The sequence below is a fragment of the Streptomyces sp. NPDC048258 genome, from assembly GCF_043201995.1.
Classification (GTDB): domain Bacteria; phylum Actinomycetota; class Actinomycetes; order Streptomycetales; family Streptomycetaceae; genus Streptomyces.
Genome location: NZ_JBICZH010000008.1, coordinates 178,006 through 199,625 on the forward strand (window position 1 = coordinate 178,006; position 21,620 = coordinate 199,625).

The 21,620-nt window shown below is 74.1% G+C and carries 18 protein-coding genes and 2 pseudogenes; 11 read left to right on the top strand and 9 right to left on the bottom strand.

Annotated elements, in window-relative coordinates:
* Window positions 1-43 precede the first annotated feature (43 nt).
* Window positions 44-772, top strand: a complete 729-nt coding sequence (locus ACGFYQ_RS20140) for an ABC transporter ATP-binding protein (RefSeq protein ID WP_393745645.1) — start codon at window positions 44-46, stop codon at window positions 770-772.
* On the opposite strand, the gene ACGFYQ_RS20145 is transcribed toward ACGFYQ_RS20140, so the two are convergent.
* On the bottom strand, window positions 762-1,172 hold the full coding sequence (locus tag ACGFYQ_RS20145; RefSeq protein WP_393745647.1) for an STAS domain-containing protein: 411 nt from the start codon (window positions 1,170-1,172) through the stop codon (window positions 762-764). The genes ACGFYQ_RS20140 and ACGFYQ_RS20145 overlap by 11 nt on opposite strands.
* A gap of 199 nt (window positions 1,173-1,371) precedes the next feature.
* Between ACGFYQ_RS20145 and ACGFYQ_RS20150 the strand changes: the two genes are divergently transcribed.
* Window positions 1,372-2,286, top strand: a complete 915-nt coding sequence (locus tag ACGFYQ_RS20150; protein ID WP_393745649.1) for a hypothetical protein — start codon at window positions 1,372-1,374, stop codon at window positions 2,284-2,286.
* 806 nt (window positions 2,287-3,092) lie between these two features.
* Here the strand turns inward: ACGFYQ_RS20150 and ACGFYQ_RS20155 are convergent.
* Together ACGFYQ_RS20155 and ACGFYQ_RS20160 are read right to left on the bottom strand one after the other, a co-directional pair.
* On the bottom strand, window positions 3,093-5,399 hold the full coding sequence (locus tag ACGFYQ_RS20155) for an FtsX-like permease family protein (RefSeq protein WP_393745651.1): 2,307 nt from the start codon (window positions 5,397-5,399) through the stop codon (window positions 3,093-3,095).
* Entirely contained in the window at window positions 5,396-6,106 is a 711-nt protein-coding gene (locus ACGFYQ_RS20160; protein ID WP_393745653.1) for an ABC transporter ATP-binding protein, read from the bottom strand. The genes ACGFYQ_RS20155 and ACGFYQ_RS20160 overlap by 4 nt, the downstream gene beginning before the upstream one ends.
* Window positions 6,107-6,248: 142 nt before the next feature.
* Here ACGFYQ_RS20160 and ACGFYQ_RS20165 point away from each other — a divergent pair, with 142 nt between their 5' ends.
* Window positions 6,249-7,112, top strand: a complete 864-nt coding sequence (locus ACGFYQ_RS20165; RefSeq protein WP_393745655.1) for a sensor histidine kinase — start codon at window positions 6,249-6,251, stop codon at window positions 7,110-7,112.
* Between the two features lie 71 nt (window positions 7,113-7,183).
* Entirely contained in the window at window positions 7,184-7,810 is a 627-nt protein-coding gene (locus tag ACGFYQ_RS20170; protein ID WP_393745929.1) for a response regulator, read from the top strand.
* Here the strand turns inward: ACGFYQ_RS20170 and ACGFYQ_RS20175 are convergent.
* From ACGFYQ_RS20175 to ACGFYQ_RS20190, 4 genes are all read right to left on the bottom strand, one after another.
* Window positions 7,765-8,376, bottom strand: a complete 612-nt coding sequence (locus ACGFYQ_RS20175) for a hypothetical protein (RefSeq protein WP_393745657.1) — start codon at window positions 8,374-8,376, stop codon at window positions 7,765-7,767. The genes ACGFYQ_RS20170 and ACGFYQ_RS20175 overlap by 46 nt on opposite strands.
* Before the next feature lie 1,020 nt (window positions 8,377-9,396).
* On the bottom strand, window positions 9,397-10,314 hold the full coding sequence (locus ACGFYQ_RS20180) for a LysR family transcriptional regulator (RefSeq protein ID WP_393745659.1): 918 nt from the start codon (window positions 10,312-10,314) through the stop codon (window positions 9,397-9,399).
* 166 nt (window positions 10,315-10,480) lie between these two features.
* Complete coding sequence (locus tag ACGFYQ_RS20185; protein WP_393745661.1) at window positions 10,481-11,104, bottom strand: GNAT family N-acetyltransferase; 624 nt, start codon at window positions 11,102-11,104, stop codon at window positions 10,481-10,483.
* Between the two features lie 80 nt (window positions 11,105-11,184).
* A complete protein-coding gene (locus ACGFYQ_RS20190; protein ID WP_393745663.1) occupies window positions 11,185-11,835 on the bottom strand; it encodes an HAD family hydrolase in 651 nt (216 codons plus the stop codon).
* 133 nt (window positions 11,836-11,968) lie between these two features.
* On the opposite strand from ACGFYQ_RS20190, the gene ACGFYQ_RS20195 reads away from it, so the two are divergent.
* On the top strand, window positions 11,969-12,928 hold the full coding sequence (locus ACGFYQ_RS20195; protein WP_393745665.1) for an SMP-30/gluconolactonase/LRE family protein: 960 nt from the start codon (window positions 11,969-11,971) through the stop codon (window positions 12,926-12,928).
* Window positions 12,929-12,937: 9 nt separating this feature from the next.
* On the opposite strand, the pseudogene ACGFYQ_RS20200 reads toward ACGFYQ_RS20195, so the two are convergent.
* Window positions 12,938-13,387 (bottom strand): annotated as a pseudogene (locus tag ACGFYQ_RS20200) (GntR family transcriptional regulator); the annotation flags it as partial.
* Between ACGFYQ_RS20200 and ACGFYQ_RS20205 the strand changes: the two are divergent.
* The 6 genes and pseudogenes from ACGFYQ_RS20205 to ACGFYQ_RS20230 form a co-directional block, all read left to right on the top strand.
* A pseudogene (locus ACGFYQ_RS20205) lies at window positions 13,384-14,037 on the top strand (ABC transporter permease); the annotation flags it as partial. The pseudogenes ACGFYQ_RS20200 and ACGFYQ_RS20205 sit on opposite strands and share 4 nt — an antisense overlap.
* A 236-nt stretch (window positions 14,038-14,273) precedes the next feature.
* Window positions 14,274-15,068, top strand: coding sequence for an ABC transporter permease (locus tag ACGFYQ_RS20210; RefSeq protein ID WP_393745931.1), 795 nt, complete (start codon window positions 14,274-14,276; stop codon window positions 15,066-15,068).
* 7 nt (window positions 15,069-15,075) lie between these two features.
* The gene (locus ACGFYQ_RS20215) at window positions 15,076-16,176 is read left to right on the top strand and encodes an ABC transporter ATP-binding protein (protein ID WP_393745667.1); all 1,101 of its coding nucleotides are present in this window, start codon (window positions 15,076-15,078) and stop codon (window positions 16,174-16,176) included.
* A complete protein-coding gene (locus ACGFYQ_RS20220) occupies window positions 16,173-16,832 on the top strand; it encodes an HAD family hydrolase (RefSeq protein ID WP_393745669.1) in 660 nt (219 codons plus the stop codon). Before ACGFYQ_RS20215 ends, ACGFYQ_RS20220 begins: the two co-directional genes overlap by 4 nt.
* Before the next feature lie 66 nt (window positions 16,833-16,898).
* The gene (locus ACGFYQ_RS20225; protein ID WP_393745671.1) at window positions 16,899-18,779 is read left to right on the top strand and encodes a serine/threonine-protein kinase; all 1,881 of its coding nucleotides are present in this window, start codon (window positions 16,899-16,901) and stop codon (window positions 18,777-18,779) included.
* 51 nt (window positions 18,780-18,830) lie between these two features.
* The gene (locus tag ACGFYQ_RS20230) at window positions 18,831-19,913 is read left to right on the top strand and encodes a DUF2330 domain-containing protein (protein ID WP_393745673.1); all 1,083 of its coding nucleotides are present in this window, start codon (window positions 18,831-18,833) and stop codon (window positions 19,911-19,913) included.
* On the opposite strand, the gene ACGFYQ_RS20235 is transcribed toward ACGFYQ_RS20230, so the two are convergent.
* Window positions 19,910-21,544 carry a carboxylesterase/lipase family protein gene (locus ACGFYQ_RS20235; protein ID WP_393745675.1) on the bottom strand — a complete coding sequence of 545 codons (1,635 nt, stop codon included), beginning with the start codon at window positions 21,542-21,544 and terminating at the stop codon, window positions 19,910-19,912. The genes ACGFYQ_RS20230 and ACGFYQ_RS20235 overlap by 4 nt on opposite strands.
* Window positions 21,545-21,620: the final 76 nt, after the last annotated feature.

Here is a 21,620-nt window from a genome sequence, read left to right on the forward strand (position 1 = left end):
GGGCGCCCGTCGGCCGTTTCCAGCCCCAGGGGGAGCCCACAACATGACGCAGCAACAGGACGGCACGGCGGCGCCCATGGTCGTGGTGGACGACGTCCACCGGAGCTTCGGCAGCGGCCCCCGGGCCGTACACGCCCTGCGCGGCGTCTCGTTCGAGGTGCGCCGCGGAGAACTCACCGCGCTCAAGGGCAGGTCCGGCTCCGGCAAGACCACCCTGCTGAACCTGGTCGGCGGCCTCGACACCCCGACCGCCGGAACCGTCCTGCTCGACGGCACCCCGCTGGCCGGTCTCGACGAGTCGGGACTGCTGGGGCTGCGCCGCGAACGGATCGGTTTCGTGTTCCAGTCCTTCGGACTGATACCCGTCCTGACCGCCGCCGAGAACGTCGGGGTCCCCATGCGGCTGCGGAAGGTCCCCGCCCGGCAGCGCGAGGAACGCGCCCGGACCCTGCTCGCCCTGGTGGGCCTGGCCGACCACGCGGGCCAGCGCCCCGGCGAACTCTCCGGCGGCCAGCAGCAGCGCGTGGCCGTGGCCCGCGCCCTGGCGAACGAACCCGACCTGATCATCGCGGACGAACCGACCGGCCAGCTCGACTCCGAGACGGGGCGCTCGATCATGCGGCTGCTGCGCGCGGTGGTGCGCAGCGAGGGTGTCACCGCGCTGGTCGCCACCCACGACCCGGCCCTGATCGAACTGGCCGACCGGGTCGTGGAACTGCGTGACGGCCGCATCGTCGACGAACACCGCGTCGACCAGGCGGCTATTCGCTGAGCGGGACCCGGGGAGGGGGATGGACCCGGGCCGCCACGGTCAGCAGCAGGCGCAGCGCGCGGGAGGTGGCCGCCGGCTCCACCCGGCCGCCGGACAGCGCCCACCGGTCCAGCACGTGGAGCAGGGCCGAGTCGCAGAAGGTGACCCGGGCCGCGTCGAGGACGAGCCGGCGGGCTCCGCGGGCGGCGCCTTCGTCGAGGAGGGCGTACAAGGGGGCACAGGTGTAGTGGTCGAACTCCCCGGCCAGGCTGACGGCGAGGACGCCGTCACGGAGCGTGGCCCGTATGCGGGGGAGGGGGTCGGGGCCGGCCTCCACCATCAGCTCGGTGAAGGTCTCGCGGGCGGCGGTGGCCACGGCCGGGACCGGGGCGTCCACCCATGTGTGTATCGGGGCGTCCATCGGAGTGCGCATGACTCCTCCAACGGGCTCCGCCCCAGGTGGGAACGGGCGGGGGCGGTCATTCACCCGCGTGGGCCGTGCCGCCGGCCCGTTCCGGCGGTCTTCGTCCCGCGGCCGGGGTACGGATGCGTCCGACCGGCGGCGCGCTGAGCCCGCACGGTCCCCCGTCCACGGGGGATGATGACGGAGAGTGGGCGGCGTGGATGTGGACGAGGTCATCGACGCCCTGTACGCGCTGCCCCCGGCGCGGTTCACGGCGGCGCGGGACGAGGCGGCGGCCGACGCGAAGCGGGCCGGGGATCCGGCGGCGGCGAAGCGGATCGCGGGGCTGCGGCGGCCCACCATCGCGGCGTGGACGTCGAACACGTTGGTCCGGGCGAAGCCGGCGGAGGTCGAGCAGTTCCGCCAGCTCGGACAGGCACTGCGAGCGGCGCACCGGTCCCTGGACGGGGAGCAGTTGCGCGACCTGTCCCACCAGCAGCACGTGGTGATCGGGGCGCTGGCCCGCGAGGCGCTGCGGCTGGCCGACGAGGCGGGGAACCCGGTCTCGGAGACGGTGCTGCGGGAGGTCGAGCAGATCCTGTACGCCGCCCTGGCCGATCCGGAGGCGGCCGAGGCCTGGGCCTCGGGCCGGCTCGCGAAGGCGCCGGAGCTGCCGGCGGAGTTCCCCGGCGTCGACGCGGACGCCGTGCCGCCCGAGCCGCCCGCCCGGCCTGCACCGCCCGAGCCGGCCGCCCGGCCTCGGGCCGCCGAGCGACAGCCCGACCGCCGGGTGGACGCCGCCCGCGCGGCCGCTCAGGAGGCGGAGTGGGCCGCCACCGCGCGCGAGGACGATCTGCGCCAGGCCGAGGAGGCGCGGCAGCGGGCGGCCGAACAGGCGGCGGCCGCCGAGGCGGAGGTGGACCGTGCCCAGGCGGCCCGGGAGCTCGGGTACGCGGCGGTGGCCGAGGCCGAGGAGCGCCACCGGGAGGCCGTCCGAGCGGCCGCGGCGGCCAGGAAGGCGGCGGCCGCCGCAGGGCGGCGGCTGCGGGCCCTGACGGCCGGGGCGTCCGGCGAGGCCGGTGAGGAGACAGGCGGCGGCGAGAACGGTGCACGGGACGTCGAGGACAACTGACGGGCGCACGTGAGCCCGCGGGTCGCGCCGGTCGCGCCGGTCGTGCCGCACCTGCCGGTCCCGCCAGACCTGGAGTCCGGCAGCGGCGGCTCCAGCGGGCTCAGCGGCTCCGGCGGTCCGGCAGGCTCGGCGGGCTCGGTCGGAACCGGTGGGTCCGGCAGTCTCGCCGGTCGTGCCGGTCGTGCCGGTCCTGTCAGACCCGGAGTCCGGCAGCGGCGGCTCCAGTGGGCTCAGTGGCTCCGGCGGTCCGGCAGGCTCGGCGGGCCCGGCCGGACCGGTGGGTCCAGCAGCCTCGGCGGGCTCGGTCGGAACCCACGGAGTCCGGCAGGCTCGGCGGTCGTGCCGGACCTGCCGGTCTTGTCAGACCCGGAGTCCGGCAGCGGCGGCTCCGGCGGGCTCAGTGGCTCCGGCGGTCCGGCAGGCTCGGCGGGCTCGGTCGGACCGGTGGGTCCAGCAGCTTCGGCGGGCTCGGCCGGAACCCACGGAGTCCGGCAGGCTCGGCGGTCGTGCCGGTCCTGCCAGACCCGGAGTCCGGCAGCGGCGGCTCCAGTGGGCTCAGCGGCTCCGGCGGTCCGGCAGGCTCGGCGGGCCCGGCCGGAACCCGCGGGGTCCGGCAGGCTCGGCGGTAGTGGCGGACCTGCCGGTCCTGCCAGACCCGGAGTCCGGCAGCGGCGGCTGCAGCGGGCTCAGTGGCTCCGGCGGTCCGGCAGGCTCGGTGGGCCCGGCCGGACCGGTGGGTCCAGCAGCCTCGGCGGGCTCGGCCGGAACCGCGGGTCCGGACGGCTCGGCGGTCCAGGTCGCGCCCGCTACTCCGTGTGCAGCACCGAGGCGATGGTCATCCGGGCCGCCGACCGGGCCGGGACCAGCGCACCCAGGACGGCGATCGCCACCCCCGCCAGCAGCATCGCGGCCAGCTGCGGCGCGTGCCACACGTCCTTCATCGACTCGGGGAAGGCCACCACCCCGACGTGGTCGACGACCAGCCGGTGCGCCACGATCCCGAGCGGGATGCCGAGCAGCCCGCCGACCAGCCCCAGCCCGGCGACCGACGTCACGGTCATCACCACCACCTGCCGCGGGGTCATCCCGATCGACTTGAGCATGCCCAGGTCCCGGCGGCGCTCACGGGTGTTCAGCAGGACGGTGTTGAAGACCCCGAGCGAGGCGACGAGGGTCAGCAGCACCGTGAACACCGTGGAGAAGGTGACGACGGTGACGGTGGCGGCGTTCCCCCCGCCCCCGACCGACGCGGAGAGCCCGGGGTCGGCCGCCTCGACCGCCGTCGCATACGCGTTCGCGTCGGAGCCGGGAGAGAGCCGTACGTAGTACTCGATGGCACGGGAGCCCGGTGCGAGCTGCTCAAGGGTCTCCCAAGTGGCGTCCAGCGCACGCGGGTTGCCTTCGACCAGCTGGCCGACCACGGTCGTGGGCACCTGCCGGCCGTTCAGCTCCAGGGTGACCCGGTCGCCGATCTTCAGCCCGCGCTGGCTGAGGAACGACGGTCCGGCCGCGATCTCCCCTGCCGCGCCCGGCAGGCGGCCCTTGACGATCTCGTAGGCGTACGAGGAGTCGTTCCCGCGGTAGAAGTTGGCGAAAGCGGGCTGGGTCTGCCCGACCAGACCCACCTGGGCCAGCCCGCGGGCCCGTACGTGCTTCGCACCCGGGAGGGACCGCAGCCGCTCCTCGATCTGCGCGTCGCCGAGCAGGGGAAGGGGCCGGCCGCCCGGGGCGTCCGCGTGCACCTGGATCCCGGGGCCCCCGTCACCCCGGCCGGCGTTCCCGTACGCGAGCATGGTGCTGGTCAGACCGGTCGACAGGGTCACCGTGGTGACCCCCAGGACGATGGCGGCCATGGTGAGGAGGGTGCGGCCGGGCCGGGCGAACGGCTGGCCCAGGCCGAGGCTCACCGGGCGCGGCAGTTCGGTGAAGCCCAGCACCCGCTGGACGCGCAGTCCGCGCCCGGTCCGCGGCGCACCCCCCGCGCTGATCGCCTGGGCGGCGGGCAGCCGGTGCGCCCGCAGGGCGGGGACCAGCGCCGCGAGCAGGACGAGGGCGGGCATGCCCACCAGACAGACGACGGACACCCACGAGCCGAGGGTGCCGACGGAGGCCCTGCCCGTTTCGATGCCGGAGAAGGAGACCCGGAGGACGGGCCCGGCCAGCGCGTTGCCGAGCAGGGTACCGAGGACACTGCCGAGGACCGCGGGCACGGACATCATCGTCAGGTAGACGGCGACCACCTGGTGCGGAGTGAAGCCCAACGCTTTGAGGACGCCGATGTGCCGGTACCCGGAGACGACCGCCCCGCTGACCACGTTTCCGACGATCAATGCGGAGACCAGGAGGCCGAGGACCCCGAAGAGCGACATGAAGGGGAGATAGGCGTCGGCCAGGGCCGAGAAGGCCCGCTTGAGCGTGAGGTAGGTCTGCGTGCTGCTCAGCGACCCCTCGGGCAGCTCCGCCGTCGCCTCGGCCAGCCCGGCACTCAGCTGCGCGTCTGTCGAGGAGTCCGCGAAGCGGTAGAGCATCTGGGCGGACGTCGGGTGCAGCGCGCTCAGTTGCTCGGGCGAGACCCAGGCGCCCGCGGACTTGCTCATGCCGGCGGCGAATCCGACGACGGTCAGGGGCGGGGCGCCGGGGACCGGGAGCTTCGTGCCGAGCAGTTCCGGGAAGGGGGAGCCGTCGAAGCCCCAATTGACGACGATCTCGCCGGGGGCGGTGGCCCACCGCCCCTGCAGGATCTCGATGTGGTCGACGGGGCCCGCCGGATCGGCCCGGCCCACGACCAGGAGCGAGCCGGCCGGCTTCCCGAGCCAGCCCCTGGGAACATCGACGACGGCCTGCCCGAAGGGGCCGGCGGCGGCCTCCACTCCCGGCCGGCGGGCGGTCTGCGCCAGCTGGGCCTCCGTCACCTTCGCGGTGTCGAACGATGCCACCACGTGCGCGCCACGCTGGGCGGCGTACGCCTTGTCGAACGGATCCGAGGCGGCGGCGAGCAGCCCCAGCGCGAGCAGCACGGTCGTGGTGGAGCACAGCACGACCAGGCCGATGACGAACGTCTGGACCCGGCGCCGCTTCACGGCCGCGCGCGAGGCCCTCCACACGGCGCTCACGCGGTCGCCTCCAGGGCGCTCTCACGGGCCACCCGGCCGTCGGCGACCTCGACCAGCCGGCTGGCGCAGCGGGTGGCCAGGTGCCGGTCGTGGGTGACGAGCAGCAGGGTCTGGCCGATCTGGTTGAGGTCGATCAGAAGGTCCATCACCTGCTCGCCCGAGCGGCTGTCGAGGGCGCCCGTGGGCTCGTCCGCCAGCAGCAGCGCCGGGCGGTTCATCAACGCCCGTGCCACGGCGACCCGTTGGCGTTCTCCGCCGCTGAGCGTCGCCGGGTAGTGGTTGCGGCGGTCGGCGACCCCCAGCTCGTCGAGGAGTTCCAGGGCCCGGCGGCGCGCCTGCCGGGCCGAGGTGCCGGTCAACTGGGCGGCGAGCGCCACGTTGTCGAGGGCGGGCAGATCGTCGATGAGGTTGAAGAACTGGAAGATCATGCCGATGTTGCGGCGCCGGAAGAGCGCCAGCCCGGTCTCGTTCAGCCGTCCCAGGTCCTGCCCGTGCACCTCCACCAGACCCGAGGTCGGCCGGTCCAGGCCGGCCACCATGTTGAGGAGGGTGGACTTGCCGCAGCCGGAAGGGCCCATGACGGCGACCGCGTCGCCCGCCCGGATCTCCAGCGACAGCCCGTCCAGGGCCTTCGCGTCGCCGTACTCCTTGTGCACGCCGTCCAGCCGCACCACCACGTTGCCCGCACTGCCGTGATCAGTTGTCATGGCCCGAACCTAAGACGGTGCCCACGGACGGTGCGTCACCCCCCGGATGTAAACGTCCGGGCAGGTCGTCCTGGGGATGTACGGCGGCATGCTCGTGGCCCGTCCGGCAGAATGACACCCGGGCGTACGGGGGGAGTTCGGGGTGGGCTTGATCATCGCGGTGGCCGCCGCGTGCGTGGCCGCGGTCGTGGCGGCCGGGCTGGGCGCGGCCCTGCTGCGCGCCCGCCGCGGTCACCGCACGGCCCTGGAGGAGCGCGGCTGGCTGCTGGAACGGGAGCGCGAGAGCGCGGCCCGCACCGCCGTCGACGCCGAACGGGCCAGGATCGCGGCCGAACTCCACGACATCGTCAGCCACAACGTGAGCCTCATGGTGGTCCAGGCGGGCGCCGCCCGCGAGGTGCTGGGGACCATGCCGGAGGAGGCCGCGGCGGCGATGGGGGCCGTGGAGAGCGCCGGACGGAACACGATGACCGAACTACGCCACCTGTTGGGGCTGTTGGCGCCCGCGCAGGACGGCGCGGACGCACCGTATGAGCCCTACGCCTCGCACGCGACGGCCGGTGCGCAGCTCGCGCCGCAGCCGAGCATGGCCCGGCTGACCCCGCTCATCGACACGTTCGCCTTCGCCGGGCTGCGGGTGGAGGTACGGATCTCCGGGGATCCGCGCCCGCTGCCGGCCGGGATCGACGTCACGGCGTACCGGATCATCCAGGAGGCACTGACCAATGCGCTCAAACACGGAGACGGCGGGAGGACGGAGGTGACGGTGCGGTACGCGGACCACGCGCTGCGCGTGGAGGTGCTCACGAGCGGACCCAGCGTGCTGAGGGAGGGCACGGCGGGGGAGCGGCGCCCCGGCCCAGCGGCCGCGAAGGCCGAGGGGACCGGCCGTGGGCTGCTCGGCCTGCGCGAGCGCGTCGCCGTCTACGGCGGAGACCTCGACGCCCGCCGCCGCCTGGGCGGCGGCTACCGCGTGCGGGCCCGCCTGCCCCTGGGCCGGCCGTGACCGCCCCCGCCGGGCCCGCGCCCCGGGTGGTGATCGCCGACGACCAGGACCTCGTGCGCACCGGCTTCCGGATGATCCTGACCGCCCGCGGGATCGACGTGGTCGGGGTGGCCGCCGACGGGGTGGAAGCGGTCGCCGCGGTGCGCCGGCTGCGGCCCGACGTCGTCCTGCTCGACATCCGGATGCCGAACATGGACGGCCTGGAGGCCGCCCGGCGGATCCTCGCCGAGGTGCCCGACTGCCGGGTGATCATGCTGACCACCTTCGACCTCGACGGTTACGTGTACGCCGCCCTCGCCGCCGGAGCCAGCGGCTTCCTGCTCAAGGACGTCACCCCCGAGCACCTCGCCGCCGCCGTCCGCCTCGTCGGCACCGGCGACGCGCTGCTCTCCCCGTCGATCACCCGCCGTCTGGTGGAGCGCTGCGCCCCCGCGGCCGCCGAGCCGGACCGCGTCGCCACGGCCGCCGTCCACCGGGAGCTCGCCGCGCTGACCCCGCGCGAGCGCGAGGTGCTGACGCTGATGGGCCACGGCCGCTCCAACGCCGAACTGGCGCGGGAGCTGACGCTCAGCGAGGCCACGGTGAAGACCCACGTGGCCCGGATCTTCGCGAAGCTGTCGCTGCGCGACCGGGCCCAGGCCGTGGTCCTCGCCTACGAGACGGGCCTGGTGACGCCCGGCTCCGTGGAGCGGGCGTAGCGGGCCGTCAGCTCCTCCATCGCGGCCGCCGGGAGCGACGGGTTGCCGGCCGCGGCCTCGGCGAGCCGCTCGTCGCCGCCGTCCAGCAGTTCCATGATGAGCGCGGGCGGCAGCGCAGGATGGGCGGCGGCGATCGGTCCCGCCTTCGGGTCGGCCAGGCAGGGCCGCAGCGCCTCGGCCGTCGCGTGTGGATGAGCGGCTACCGCCCGCAGGGCCTTGCGTACGGGCGGCTCCTGGCGGGCGAGTTCCGCCAGCAGGGCACTCGGCGCGTCCGGGTTGGCGGCCACCCGGGCGGCGACCCGTCCCCCGTGGGCCGTCACCATGGAGCGCAGCCGCTCCTCGGACAGCCCGGGGTGCGGGGCGACCGCCGCGACCACCGCCGCGTCCGGATCCGTGGCCAGTGCGTCCAGCAACCCGGCCGGCAGATCGCGCCGCTGGGCCACGAGCATCCGTACGGCCGCGTGCGGCGAGGCGGCCGGTCCGGCGAGCTCGTCGGGGGCGGCCGCGGCGATCCGGGGCAGCAGCACCGGACCGATCCGGGTGGTCCGGGCCAGCTCGGCCAGCACGTCGAGCGACAGGCCCGGGTGGTGGGCGAGGGCGCGTCGGACCTCCTGAGGGGTCGGCGGCGAGGGCGCGGACGAGGTCTTCGCCGATCGCGGGATTTCCGGCGACCGCCTCCCGGACGCCGGGCACGGGATCCTCCGCGAGCCGGGCGTAGACCTCCTGCGGCAGATCGGACCGTTCGGCCAGCGTCCACCGCACGAACGTCGAGGGATGACCGGCGAGGGAAGCCGCGGCGGCCGCCGGTGTGGCCGGGTTGCGCGCCGCCCGTTCCCAGGTCTCCAGGACGGTGGAGCCGTGCGTACCGTCGCAGGCGGCGCCGGGGCGCAGCTCGCAGTCCGGGTCCGGGCAGTACGGGTGGTGGGTGAACGGGACGTCCTTGGCGTCGCAGACCAGGCAGGACACGGCCGGGTCGAGGCCCTCGCCGGTGATCAGGGCGGCCAGCGCGGCGGGTGCCACGGCCTCGTTGAGGGCGGCGGAGTAGCGGACCTCCGCGTGCGGATGGCGGGCGAGGCGGTCGGCGGCCTCCGCCGTGGTCCACAGGGCGAGTTCCGCCACCACACCCGTGTCAGGGTCGGCGGCGAGGGTCTCGGTGACGTCCGGCGGCAGCCCGGGGCAGGAGGCCAGCCGCCACCGGACACGGGGATCGGGGTGCGCGGCGAGCAGGCGGGCCCACTCGGGCCGGTCGGCGCCCGCGTCGAGCAGCGCGACGGCGGCGACGGGCCACGCCGCGGGATCGACGTCGTCGGCGTCGAGCTGCCCGCCGTAGGCCAGTCGGACCGCGGTGCTCTCCTCCCGCCCGGCGAGCGTCCGCGCCCGCACGCGCCCGAGATCGGGACGGTGGGCCAGGGCGAGGACGAGCTCCTCGGCGTCGAGGTCGAGCGGCCCGTCGGCCGCTTCCGGACCCTCGGCTGCCTCCGGACCTTCGGCCACCGCCGGACCCTCGGCCACCGCCCGCGTCAGCAGCAGGTCGAGGAGCGCGGAGGGCAGCGCCGGATTGGCCGCGAGCCCGCACAGGAGGTGGTTCACGGGCGGACTCCGTTCCGCGCCGAGGCGGCGACAGCGGTCAGGGCCCCGCTCAGGGCGTCGGCGTACGGGTGGGGGCGGCGCCGGCGCGGGGTGACGAGCCCGATGTGCCGGGCGGGGCGCGGCGGTTCGACGCGGACGACCACCAGCTCGGCTGCCGGGGCCAGCGACACGTGCGGTACCAGGGAGACCCCGACACCGGCCGCGACCAGCGTCTGCGCGAAGAAGTAGTCGGTGGTGGACGCCCCGACCCGGAGGTCGAACCCGGCGAGGTCCGCGTAACGGCGCAGGAAGGCCTCCGTCTTGAGGCAGCCGAGCACCCAGCGCTCGGCGGCGAGCTCGGCCAGGCCGATCGAGGTCCGGTCCGCGAGGCGGTGGCCGCGCGGCAGGACCAGCCACAGCGGGTCCTCCATCAGCGGGACCCAGTCGAGCGCGGGGCGTTCGTCCGGCCGCACGGGCGGCGGCCCGTCGAAGTGGTAGGCCAGGGCGAGGTCGGCGGCGCCGGCCCGGACCATCGGCACGGCGGCCTCCGGCTCTCTCTCCAGCACCGTCAGCTCCACCTCCGGATGGGTGGCCACGAACCGGGAGAGCGCCTCGGGCAGCAGATGGCGGCCCCCGCTGGTGAAGGTGGCCACGGTGAGGTGCGGCCGCGGCGTGGTGAGCCGGTCGATCTCGTTGCGGACCTGGTCCAGTTCGGCGGATATCGTCTCCGCCGCCTCCACGAGCAGCCGTCCCGGCTCGGTCAGCGTGACCCCGCGGGTGCTGCGCACCGCCACCCGCTGCCCGAGCGTGCGCTCCAGCGAGGCGATGTGCTGGGAGACGGCCGACGGGGTCAGGAGCAGGGCCCGGGCCGCCTTGTTGAAGCTGCCGTGCTCCGCCACGGCCCGCAGGATGCGCAGCCGCTGCACGTCGATCATCAGTTTTCCTTCATACGCGTTCAGCCGACCGTCAGTTCCGCTCGGGACGATACAGCGGCAGAGCCGGACGCATGCGGAAGATTCGTCTCCGTACCCACCGCCTTCGACCGGGTCTACGCCATGGACAACGGCCGGGCCGCCGCGCCGGGTTGCTCGTCGATCTCGCTCAAGGGCAAGTGCCGGTGCCTGTTTCAGGGGCACGCGACCTGCGCCGACGGGCCGCCGGGGGTCCGCCGGGGGTCCGCCACTCCCGCCGGAGCATGGCGTACACCAGGTCGTCGCGCCATGCACCCTTGAAGAACTCCGTTCCGATGAAACGGGCCTCCCGGCGCATGCCCAGGCGTTCGAGGAGTCCGGCGGAGGCGGCGTTGTCCGCGTGGCAGCGGCCGATCACCCGGTGCAGCCCCAGTGCGTCGAATCCCAGGCGCAGGACGGCGAACGCGGCCTCGGTGGCGAAGCCCTTGCCCTGGTGGGCGGGGTGGAAGACACAGCCGAGCTCGCCCTGGCGGTGTTCCGCGCTGAGCAGGACCAGTTCGACCTGGCCGACGACCGTCCCCGTGCCCGGCTCGACGACCGCCAGGCTGAGGCAGTCCCCGTCCGAGGCCAGTTCGGTCTCCCGGGCCATCTGCTCCACCGCCACCCGGACGTCCTCCGGTCCGCGCGGCTCCCACCGCATGAACCGGGCGACGTCGGGCCGACGCTGGTAGTCGCAGACGTCCTCGGCGTCCTCGGGCCGGAACGGACGGAGTATCAGCCGGGGGGTGGTGATGGGGAAGTCGATGCACAGCATCGGGCGACTGTACCCATGCGGTCACAGCATCAGGTGTGCTGTCACACGGCGTGGTCCGATGCCGGGCCCCCGGCCCGGCGTCACTGTCCGGCGAGCAGCTCCGGCAGCTCGCGCATGTCGTCGAAGACGATCGTGCCGGGGCCTTCGAGTCGCTCGGCGGGCGTCGGGCCACCGGAGTAGCCGAAGGCGCGCATCCCGGCCGCTCTGGCTGCCCGGACGCCGGGCCCGCTGTCCTCGACCACCGCGCACGCCGCCGGGTCGACACCCATCCGCCGGGCGGCGTACAGGAAGAGGTCCGGGGCGGGCTTGCCCCGGGACACCTCGCTCGCGCTGTAGATACGGCCCTCGAAGTGGTCGTACAACCCGGTACGTCCCAGTGTGTGACGCATCTTCTCGTGCGAACCGCTGGAGGCGACGCAGGTCCGCAGTGTGAGTGCGGCGAGCGCCTCGGGCAGCCCGTCCACCGGGTCCAGTCCGAGGTCCACCGCATCCCGGTGCCGCTGGATGAGCTGCTTCCACCAGAGCCCCGCCGTCCCCGCGCCGAGCCGCTCGGTGAGCTGCTCGACGATCGACTCCTTGGAGCGCCCGACGAAGCGCTCGACCACCTCGTCCTCGGTGAGCGGCCAGCCCAACTCGGCCCCGAGCGCGACCTGGAGGCGTACAGCGAGACGTTCACTGTCGACCAGGACACCGTCGCAGTCGAATATCACGAGCTCTACCGGCTTGATCATTCCCACAGGGTAGGCGATGTGATCAACAGCTCTCTATTCGGAATCCTGTGGTGTTGGCTGTAGATCATCCTGCACTCTTAGCTGTAGACCAGATCAAGTTCGGTAGGCGATGTCTGTAGGGAAGGGAAGCCCCATGACCAGCGAGCGCCCTGCGCTGTACGAGATGCTCGACGAAAGGTTCCGTACCGGTCGGTGCATGAACGGTGATGACGCGCTGGAGGTCCTGTACACCGGCTGCCGCTGGGCCGAGGGGCCGATCTACCTGCCCGCCTGGCGACAGGTGATCTGGAGCGACATCCCCAACGACCGGATGCTGCGTTGGGAGGAAGAGACGGGCGCTGTCAGCGTCTTCCGGCGCTCCGCCGGGCACACCAACGGCAACACCCTCGACCGCCAGGGCCGACTGATCACCTGCGAGCAGGGCAACCGCCGCGTGACGCGCACCGAACACGACGGCACCATCACCGTGCTGGCGGACCGATGGAAGGGCAAGCGCCTGAACAGCCCGAACGACGCGGCGGTGAAGTCCGATGGTTCGATCTGGTTCTCCGACCCGGACTTCGGCATCACCAGCGACTACGAGGGCTATCGCGCGCAGAGCGAGATCGGCGCCAACAACGTCTACCGCATCGATCCCGCAACCGGTGAAGTGCGGCTGGTCGCCGACGGCTTCGCCGCGCCGAACGGCCTGGTCTTCTCGAACGACGAGCGGCAGCTGTTCGTCTCCGACACCAGGGCGGGGTTCATCCGGGTCTTCGACGTACGCGAGGACGGCACGCTGTCCGAGGGCGAGGTCTTCGCCGCAGCGGCGGCCCGTGCGCAGGCTCGTTTCGACAACCTCCGCTTCGACGACGGCGGGAGGCTCTGGGCCGCCGCGATGGACGACGGGGTGCACTGCTACGACCCCGACGGCACCCTGATCGGGCGGCTCGACGTCCCCGAGACGGTTGCCAACATCTCCTGGGGCGGCGCCAAGCGCAACCGCCTCTTCATCGCCGCGGAGACGAGCCTCTATTCGGTGGTCACGGGCGTCACGGGTACGCACCCGACCGGACCGGGGCGCCGGCCCTGGCTGGAGACGGCGTCCCGGTGACCATCCGTTTCAGCGGTCGCCGGCCCGCCGTTCCAAGGGGGTTGCTACCGCCGAGTTGCTCACACTGAAGGTGACGCTGCCCGCCCGGTACCGGTCGTCGGACCACTCGATCGGGCGGCCCGCCGCGGTCGCGGAGACGTGGCGCTGGCGCAGCAGCGGACTGCCGCGCCGGATCTCCAGCAGCCGGGCGTCCTCGCTGCCCGCCGCCAGGGCGTCGAGGAGGTGCTCGCCGTGGTGGGCCACGATCCCGGAGTCCTGGGCCAGGCTGTCCATGACGGAACGGCAGTCCACCGGCAGCGCCTCGACGCCCGCCGCGACCCAGTCGGCGTAGGCGGTCCGCTCCACCATGGTGGGCTCCCCGTCGAGCACGCGCAGCCGCAGCACGGCCAGGATCTCGGTACCCGGGTCCAGCGCGAGCCGCTGCGCCTCCTCGGCCGTGGCCGGCCTGCGGGTCCGGGAGCGTCCAGCTCTCCGCCCTCACCGCACTGATCGGCGGAGTGCTCGGTGTCCTGATCGCCCAGGCCGTGGTCACCTCCCGCTCCGCCGGACTGCGCCGCGCGGCGCTGACGGCCTCGGGCGTGCTCGCCAACTTCGGCGGTGTCCCGCTCGCGTTCACGTTCATCGCCACCGTCGGGATCTCCGGAGTCGTCACCCAGCTCGCCGACCTCGGCGGCCTCGGCTGGAACCTGTACTCCTTCACCGGCCTCACCGTGGTCTACCTGTACTTCCTGATCCCGCTGATGGTGCTGGTGATCGCGCCGGCGCTGGAGGGCCTGCGCCCGCAGTGGCGCGAGGCCGCCCAGAACAACGGGGCCAGCGGATGGCAGTTCTGGCGCCACGTCGGCCTGCCGGTGCTCGCGCCCTCCCTGCTCGGCGGGTTCGTGCTGCTCTTCGGCACCGCCTTCGCCGCGCACGCCACGGCCGCGGCCCTCGTGGGCGGGTCCGTCCCGCTGGTCACGCTCAAGATCGCGGACGCGCTGTCCGGCAACGTGCTCACCGGCCAGGAGAACGTGGCGCTCGCCCTCGGCCTCGACATGATCCTGATCGCCGGCCTGGTCATGGCGGTCTACCTGCCCCTCCAGCGACGGAGCGCCCGATGGCTGCGATGACCCCACCCGCCCCGCCCGGCTCGCCGGCACCGGACGCCCAGACCGGGGCGGACGCTCAGACCGCTCAGGCCGGACAGGCCGGACAGGCCGGTCCGGCCGGACAGGCCGGACAGGTCGATCAGGCCGACGCCCCCGCGGCACCGGCGCCGACCGCCCCGGCCGGGAACCGGCCCGCGCGCCCGGCCGCCTCCCGCCCCCGCCGCGCTCCCGGCGTCTGGCGCGGAGCCGTCCTCGCGCTGGCGGGCGCGTACTTCCTGATCCCGCTCCTCGCCTCCTTCGTCTTCACCGTGCACGTGCCCGGCCAGGGGATCTCCTTCGAGGCCTACACCGAGCTGCTCTCCGCCGACGGCTTCACCGAGAGCCTGCTGCTCTCCCTCGGCCTGGCCGCCGCCACCATCGCGCTGTCGCTCACCCTCGCCGTGCCCGCGCTGGTCGCCGTACGCGTCGGCTCCCCGCGCCTGCGCCCCGTCGTCGAGATCATGTGCATGCTGCCGCTGGTGGTACCGCCGATCGCCCTCGTCACCGGGATCACCACCGTGCTGCGCTGGGGACCGGAACACCTGTCGCGGACCCCGCTCTACCAGACGTTCCTCGCCGTCCAGAACGAGAAGTTCCCCGTCGTCCTGGTCCTCGCCTACACCGTGCTGGCCCTGCCCTTCGTCTACCGCTCGCTCGACGCCGGCCTGCGCGCCGTCGACGTGCCGACCCTCGTCGAGGCGGCCCGCAGCTGCGGCGCGAGCTGGCCGTACGTGGTCCTGCGCGTGCTGCTGCCGAACCTGCGGGCCTCTATCGCCGGCGCCGCCTTCCTCACCCTGGCCCTGGTGCTCGGCGAGTTCACCATCGCCTCCCTCCTCGGCTTCCAGCCCTTCGCGGTGTGGATCGTCTCGATCTCCGGAGCCCAGGCCCGGATGTCGGTGGCCGTATCCGTCCTCAGCCTCCTGATCACCTGGCTGCTGCTGCTCGCCCTCTCCCGGGCCGGCACCGCCCCGTCCACCGCCGCGCCCGCCACCACCTCCCGCAAGGAGTCCTGACCCCGCCATGTCCACCTCCACCACCCTGCCCGCCGCCGGAAAGCCGGCCGGCTCCGCGGAGCCCGCCGGCGCGCGCGTCGAATTCCGCGGCATGCGACGGGCGTTCGGCTCCACCGTCGCCCTGGACGGCCTCGACCTGACCGTCGAGCCCGGCGAACTCCTCGCCCTGCTCGGCCCGTCGGGCTGCGGGAAGACCACCGCCCTGCGCGTCGTCGCCGGTTTCGAGCAGCCCGACTCCGGCGAAGTCCTGGTCGACGGACAGGACATCACCCGGGTCCCGGCCAACCGCCGCGACGCCGGGATGGTCTTCCAGTCGTACAGCCTCTTCCCGAACCTCAGCGCCCGCGACAACGTCGCCTTCGGACTGCGCGTACGCAAGGTCGCGGCGGCGCAGCGCCGCGAGCGGGCCGCCGAACTCCTGGACCTGGTGGGCCTCCCCGACCACGGCGACCGCTACCCGCACCAGATGTCCGGCGGGCAGCAGCAGCGCGTCGCGCTCGCCCGCGCCCTGGCCCTGCGCCCGCGCGTGCTCCTGCTCGACGAACCCCTCTCCGCGCTGGACGCCAAGGTACGGTCCAACCTGCGCGAGGAGATCCGCAGGCTTCAGCTGTCCCTCGGCATCACCACCGTGTTCGTCACCCACGACCAGGAGGAGGCGCTGTCGATGGCCGACCGGGTAGCGGTGCTGAACGCCGGGAGACTGGAACAGTGCGCCGCCCCGGCGGAGTTGTACGAGCGGCCCGCGACGCCGTTCGTCGCCGAGTTCGTCGGCACCATGAACCGGCTGCCCGGACGGCTCACCGACTCCGGCCTGGTGGCGGTGGCGGGCGTACGGCTGCCGGTGGACGGCCCGGTTCCCCCGACACCGGAGGTGGAGGTCCTCGTACGGCCCGAGAACGTGACGGCGACCGCCGACGCCGAGGGCGAGGCCACCGTCGTCTCCGCCTCCTTCTTCGGCTCGGTGACCCGCCTCCACCTGGAACTGCCCGGCGGCGTGCCGGTCAAGGCCGACCTGCCCTCGCGGGACGCGGGCGCCCTGGTGCCCGGCGCCCGGGCCGCCGTGGGGCTGGCCGAACGGCCCGTGCTCGTCGTGGCCAGGTCCGTGTGAGTACCCTCGCCGCGGTCCTGTTCGACATGGACGGCACCCTCGTCGACACCGAGGTGCTGTGGTGGCGGACCACCGAGGAGATAGCCGACGGCCTCGGCCACCGGCTCACCGACGCGGACGCGCCGGAGGTGGTCGGCCGTGCGGTGGAGGACACCGCCGCGCACCTCGTACGGACCGTGGGCGGGGGAGACCCTGCCGGGATCGCGGCCGCCCTCACGGACGGCTTCTTCCGCCGGGTGGAGGCGGGCGCGCCGCTGCGGCCCGGCGCCCGGCGACTGCTGGCCGCCCTGGAGGCGGAGGGTGTCCCCTTCGCCCTGGTCAGCGCCTCGCCGCGGGTGGTCGTGGACTCCGTGGTCGGCGGCTCGCTGGCCCATGTCCCCTTCGCCTTCACGGTGTCCGCCGACGACACCGGGCGGACCAAGCCGCACCCGGACCCCTACCGGGCGGCCGCCGGGCGGCTCGGCGTCGCACCGGGCGCGTGCGTGGCGGTGGAGGACTCCCCGGACGGCGCGGCGTCGGCCGAGGCGGCCGGCTGCGGGCTCCTGGTGGTCCCCTCGCTGCTGCCGGTCCCGGCGTCGCCGCTGAGGACCTTCGTCCGGTCCCTGGAGGACGTCACCCCCGCGCTCCTGCGGGGCTGTGCGCGGCCACCCGTGTGAGACCCGGCCCGGACGCCCGGTAGGGTGCCGGTCGACAGGAGAGATCTGCGTGGGAGACATGAGTTGATGAGTGGTCAGCAGCCGGGCCGGGACACTACCCCTCAGGTCTTCCAACCGCTCGCGGGAGACGACCCGACCACCATCGCCGGGTACCGGCTGGCCGCCAAGCTCGGCGCCGGCGGCATGGGCAAGGTGTACCTGTCGTACACCCCCGGCGGCCGGCCCGTGGCGATCAAGGTGATCCGCCCCGAGTTCGGCGAGGACGCCGAATTCCGCCGCCGGTTCGCCCAGGAAGTGCAGTCCGCCCAGCGGGTGCAGGGTCTGTTCACCGCCCCCGTCATCGACGCCGACACCGACGGCGCGCAGCCCTGGCTGGCCACCGCCTACGTGCCGGGCCCCTCGCTCGCCGACGCGGTCGTCGCGCACGGGGCACTGCCCGTCGAGGCGGTGCTGCTGCTGATCGCCGGCATGGCCGAGGCCCTGCACGTCATCCACGGCGCGGGCATCGTGCACCGCGACCTCAAGCCGTCCAACGTGCTGCTCGCCGCGGACGGGCCCCGCGTCATCGACTTCGGAATCGCCTACGCCGCCGACGCCACCTCGCTCACCGGCAGCGGAGTGACCATCGGCACGCCCTCCTTCATGGCCCCCGAGCAGGCCGCCGGGCGCAAGGTCACCCCGGCCACCGACATCTTCGCGCTCGGCCAGGTCGCCGCGTACGCGGCCACGGGTACCCCGGCCTTCGGCGAGGGGACCTCGCACGGCGTGCTCTACCGGATCGTCCACGAGGAACCCGACCTCAGCGGGGTCCCGGAGCGGCTGACCGAACTGGTCACCCGCTGCCTCGCCAAGGACCCCGAGGCCAGGCCGTCCCTCTCCGAGATCATCGCGCTCTGCCAGGCCGCGAACGCCGAGACGGTCCTGCGCCGCCCCGAGGACTGGCTGCCGGCTCCGGTGGCCGCCGACATCACCGTGCGCGCGGCCGCGCCCGCGCCGGTCCAGACCCCGCCGCCGCCCTCGGCCGCCCCGACCGTGGCGGCGTACTCGCCCACCACGCCGGTGGCTCCGGCCACCCCGCCGGCCGCTCCTGCCGCCACGCCGGCGGCCCCGGCCACCCCGCCTCCGGGCTACGGACCGGCGCTGCCCCAGCAGCAGCCGCAGCACCCGCACCCGCAGCAACAGCCGCACCCGCAGCAGCAGTACCCCGCGCAGGCGCCCGCGCAGGCCCACGCCCACGCCTACGCCCCGACCCAGTTCCCGACGCACCCGCAGCCGCAGGGATACCCCGGATACCCCGTGCCCCCGGGTGCCCAGCCCCCGAAGAGCTCGGGCAAGCGGGGCCTGTTCATCGCGCTCGCGGCCGCGCTGGTCTTCGCCGTCGCGGGAATCGGCACGGCGTACGTCCTGCTCAAGGACAACGGGCAGCAGGCGCAGGGCAGTGGCTCCTCGCAGGACAAGGGCAAGGACACGGAGGCGGGGACGGCCACGGCCGGCGGAGGCGGGACGGGCACGGCGAAGCCGAGCGCGAAGGCGAGCGCCAAGGCCGATCCGACGCCCACCGACCACAAGGGCATCAACCTCACCGCCGGCTACCACCTGACCCTCGGGGACGAGGACGTCCGGCCCCAGGAGGGCGAGGACGGCGGGTACGAACTCTCCTACGACACCGGCGGGTACCTCGACGCGGAGACCTCGGAGGGGAACATGGTCCTGCTCGATCCCGGGCAGGAGGGATCCCTCGCCGTCTGCCGCGCCGAGACGCGGTTCGCCAAGAACATCTATCTGACCAAGCTCGCCAAGGGGCGGCAGATCTGCGTCACCACGGGCACCGGCCACATGGGCCTCGTGACGGTGCAGGGGTTCTCCCCCGAGGGTTCCCCCAGCAAGTACATGACGCTGGACGTGACGGTCTGGCGCAACGCCGTCCGCACCGGCTCGGGCAGCTGAGCCGCGGGCCGGAACCGGATCACGCGGGCCGTCGTCTGAGACCCCGTGTGGATGAAACGAAGAATTCTGGTCCTGCTGTTCGCCCTGCTCGCGACCCAGGTGGGCTCGCTGGTCAACCCCGCTTGGGCGTGCGGGTGCGGGGCGATGATCCCTGAGGGCTATGCGCGGATCGGGGTCGAGAAGGAGACCTCGGTCGTGCGCTGGGACGGCCGCACGGAACAGATCGTGATGCGGTTCGTCGTCCGCGGGGACGCGCCCCGGGCGGCTTGGATCATGCCGGTGCCGGGGCGGGCCACGGTGGAGCTCGCGGACGGGGCCATGTTCGGCGAGCTCTCCCGGATGACCGAGCCGCAGGAGAGGACCCGTCACTACTTCTGGCCGCGCGAGCGCGACTGGCCCTTCTCCTCCGGCTCCCGGGACGGCATGGTCGGAGACGCGCCCGCCGCCGGGGCGCCCTCGGTCGGGGTGGTGGGCCGGGAGCAGCTCGGCGACTTCGACGTCGCGCGCCTCACCGCGACCGACCCGGACGCGCTGCGGACCTGGCTGGAGAGCAACGGCTTCAAGCTGCCCGACGGCCTCGCCACCGAACTGAAGCCCTACGTCGACCAGAAGTGGGAGTACGTCGCCGTCCGTCTCGCCCCGCGGCAGCAGGGCAAGAAGCTGCAGGGCACCCTGGACCCGCTGAAGATCCGCTTCGACAGCGACCGGCTGGTCTACCCGATGCGGCTCTCCCGGATGGCGAAGACCCCCCAGTCCCTCGGGCTGTACGTGCTCGCCGACCACCGCATGGAGCCCGGCTCCCCGATCGGCGGCTCCGCACCGAAGGTGACCTTCGCGGGCACCGTGACCGCGAAGGGCGCCCCGCTCGCCGAACTCACCGGCGGCAAGCCGGTGTTCCTCACAGCGATCGACCAGGAGTTCCCGGAGCCGGACCGCATCGACGGCGACCACGAACTGCGCGCCACCGCCAAGGACACCCCCTACCGCCGGACCGTCTACCACGACGAGCTGCTCACGGTGGGCGACGGCGTTCCGGTGTGGCTCCTGACGGTGTCGGCGGCCCTCGTGGCGCTCGCGGCGGTCTTCACGGTCCGGCGCGGGCGCCGCCGACGGACCTCGCCGGACAGGGCCTAGAAGGGCAGGGGCGGCCGGGTCCGCCAGAACGCGCACTGGTGGTCCGCCGCGAACGACGAACTCGCGGTGATGGACGAGGGGTTGAGGGTGAGGACCGGAGCGGCGCCGGAGCCGGGGACGACCGCCGGCCACCGGGTCTGCCCCGGCACGGCGGGAGCACCGAAGCGCGCGAAAGCACCCCAGTAGCGCTTCATCCGGGTCGCCAGCGCGACCTGGACCGGGGTCAGCGGGCGGTCGCCCATGGTGAAGTCGTGGAGGTAGGCCAGCTCCGCGCTGTGCGCGTTCGACTCGTCCAGTCCCGGCACCTGCGCCCCGGCCAGCGTCGGCGACTGCGGGTCGTCGAACTCGTAGGCGTACGTCGGCACTTGGGAGGCGAAGAGCTCCGCCGTCCACGCGGTGTGGCAGGCGAAGGACGAGTCGGTCATGACGGCCGACAGCGCCAGGTAGGGCGACCCGTGGTCCGCGACCGGATAACGGGCGAGGACCTCGGCCCCCGCGTCCCCGTAAGCCGCCAGGATCTGCGCCGTGTACTGCTCCTGCGTCAGCCCGGGCTGGCTGAGGGCGACGAAGAAGCGGGCCTCGGAGCGGGTGCTCCCGATCAGGACCGGCACCTTGTTCCACGTCCCGCCGCGGATCGCCTGCTCCGGATCGACCGGCAGCAGGCCGTCGCCGGAGGCCGGACCCGGGGTGGGCAGCGTACGGGCCGCGTCCACCAGGGCCGCTCCCGAGGCGCCGCGCAGACAGGTCGCGACCCCGGCCGGACCGGGGCACCCCGCCCGCGCGGCGAAGGCCCGCGCCTGCGCCTCGGCCCGCGCGCTGTCGGGCGTACGCAGCAAGGTGCACGGTCCGCTCTGCAGCACGGCCCGGTGGAACAGGCCCGCGGCCGAGGGAGCGGCGAGCAGTGCACAGACCGAACCGCTGCCCGCGGACTGGCCGGAGACCGTGACACTGTCCGGGTTCCCGCCGAACGCCGCGATGTTCTCCCGGGTCCACCGCAGGGCCGCGATCTGGTCCATGAGCCCGAAGGACCCGGAGCGCGGGGAGCTGCCCTCGGCCGGCTCGGGCAGAGTCAGATAACCGAGCTGCCCCAGCCGGTAGTTGATGCTCACCACCACGGTCTGGGTGAGATCGGCCATGGTGCGCCCGCCGAACTGGGTTCCCGTGCCCTGGCTGTATGCGCCCCCGTGCATCCAGAAGACCACCGGGAGCCGGGCTCCGGGACGGGCCGTCCGGGGCCGGTAGACGTCCAGGTACAGGCAGTCCTCGTCGGCGGCCCGCGGATCACGCAGCCCGAACGGCGAGAACTGCAGGCACGCGGGAGCCTGCCGGTCGGCCTCCCGCACCCCGGTCCACCGGGGCGCCGGCCGCGGCGGGCGAAGCCGTGCGACCCCGACCGGGGGAGCGGCGTACGGGACGCCGAGGAACTCCTGCGCCCCGTCCCGCGTCTGTCCCCGCAGGGCGCCCTGCGCGAGGGCGACCACCGGGCGCGACGATCCGTCGGACGCGCCGGAACCGGCCGTGCCACCGGGCAGCGCCGCCGCCGGCAGCGCCGAGGTGAGCAGGGCTGCCAGCGCGAGGGCCGTGCCGAGCAGGGGTCTTGCCGAAGTAAGCCGCTTGCCGGGCCACTTCATCGGTCCTCCTGGGGTGTGACCGAAGGCCGGGGGCGGGGCGGGCGCACCACTCGCCGCGCCCCCGGCCGTCCTATGG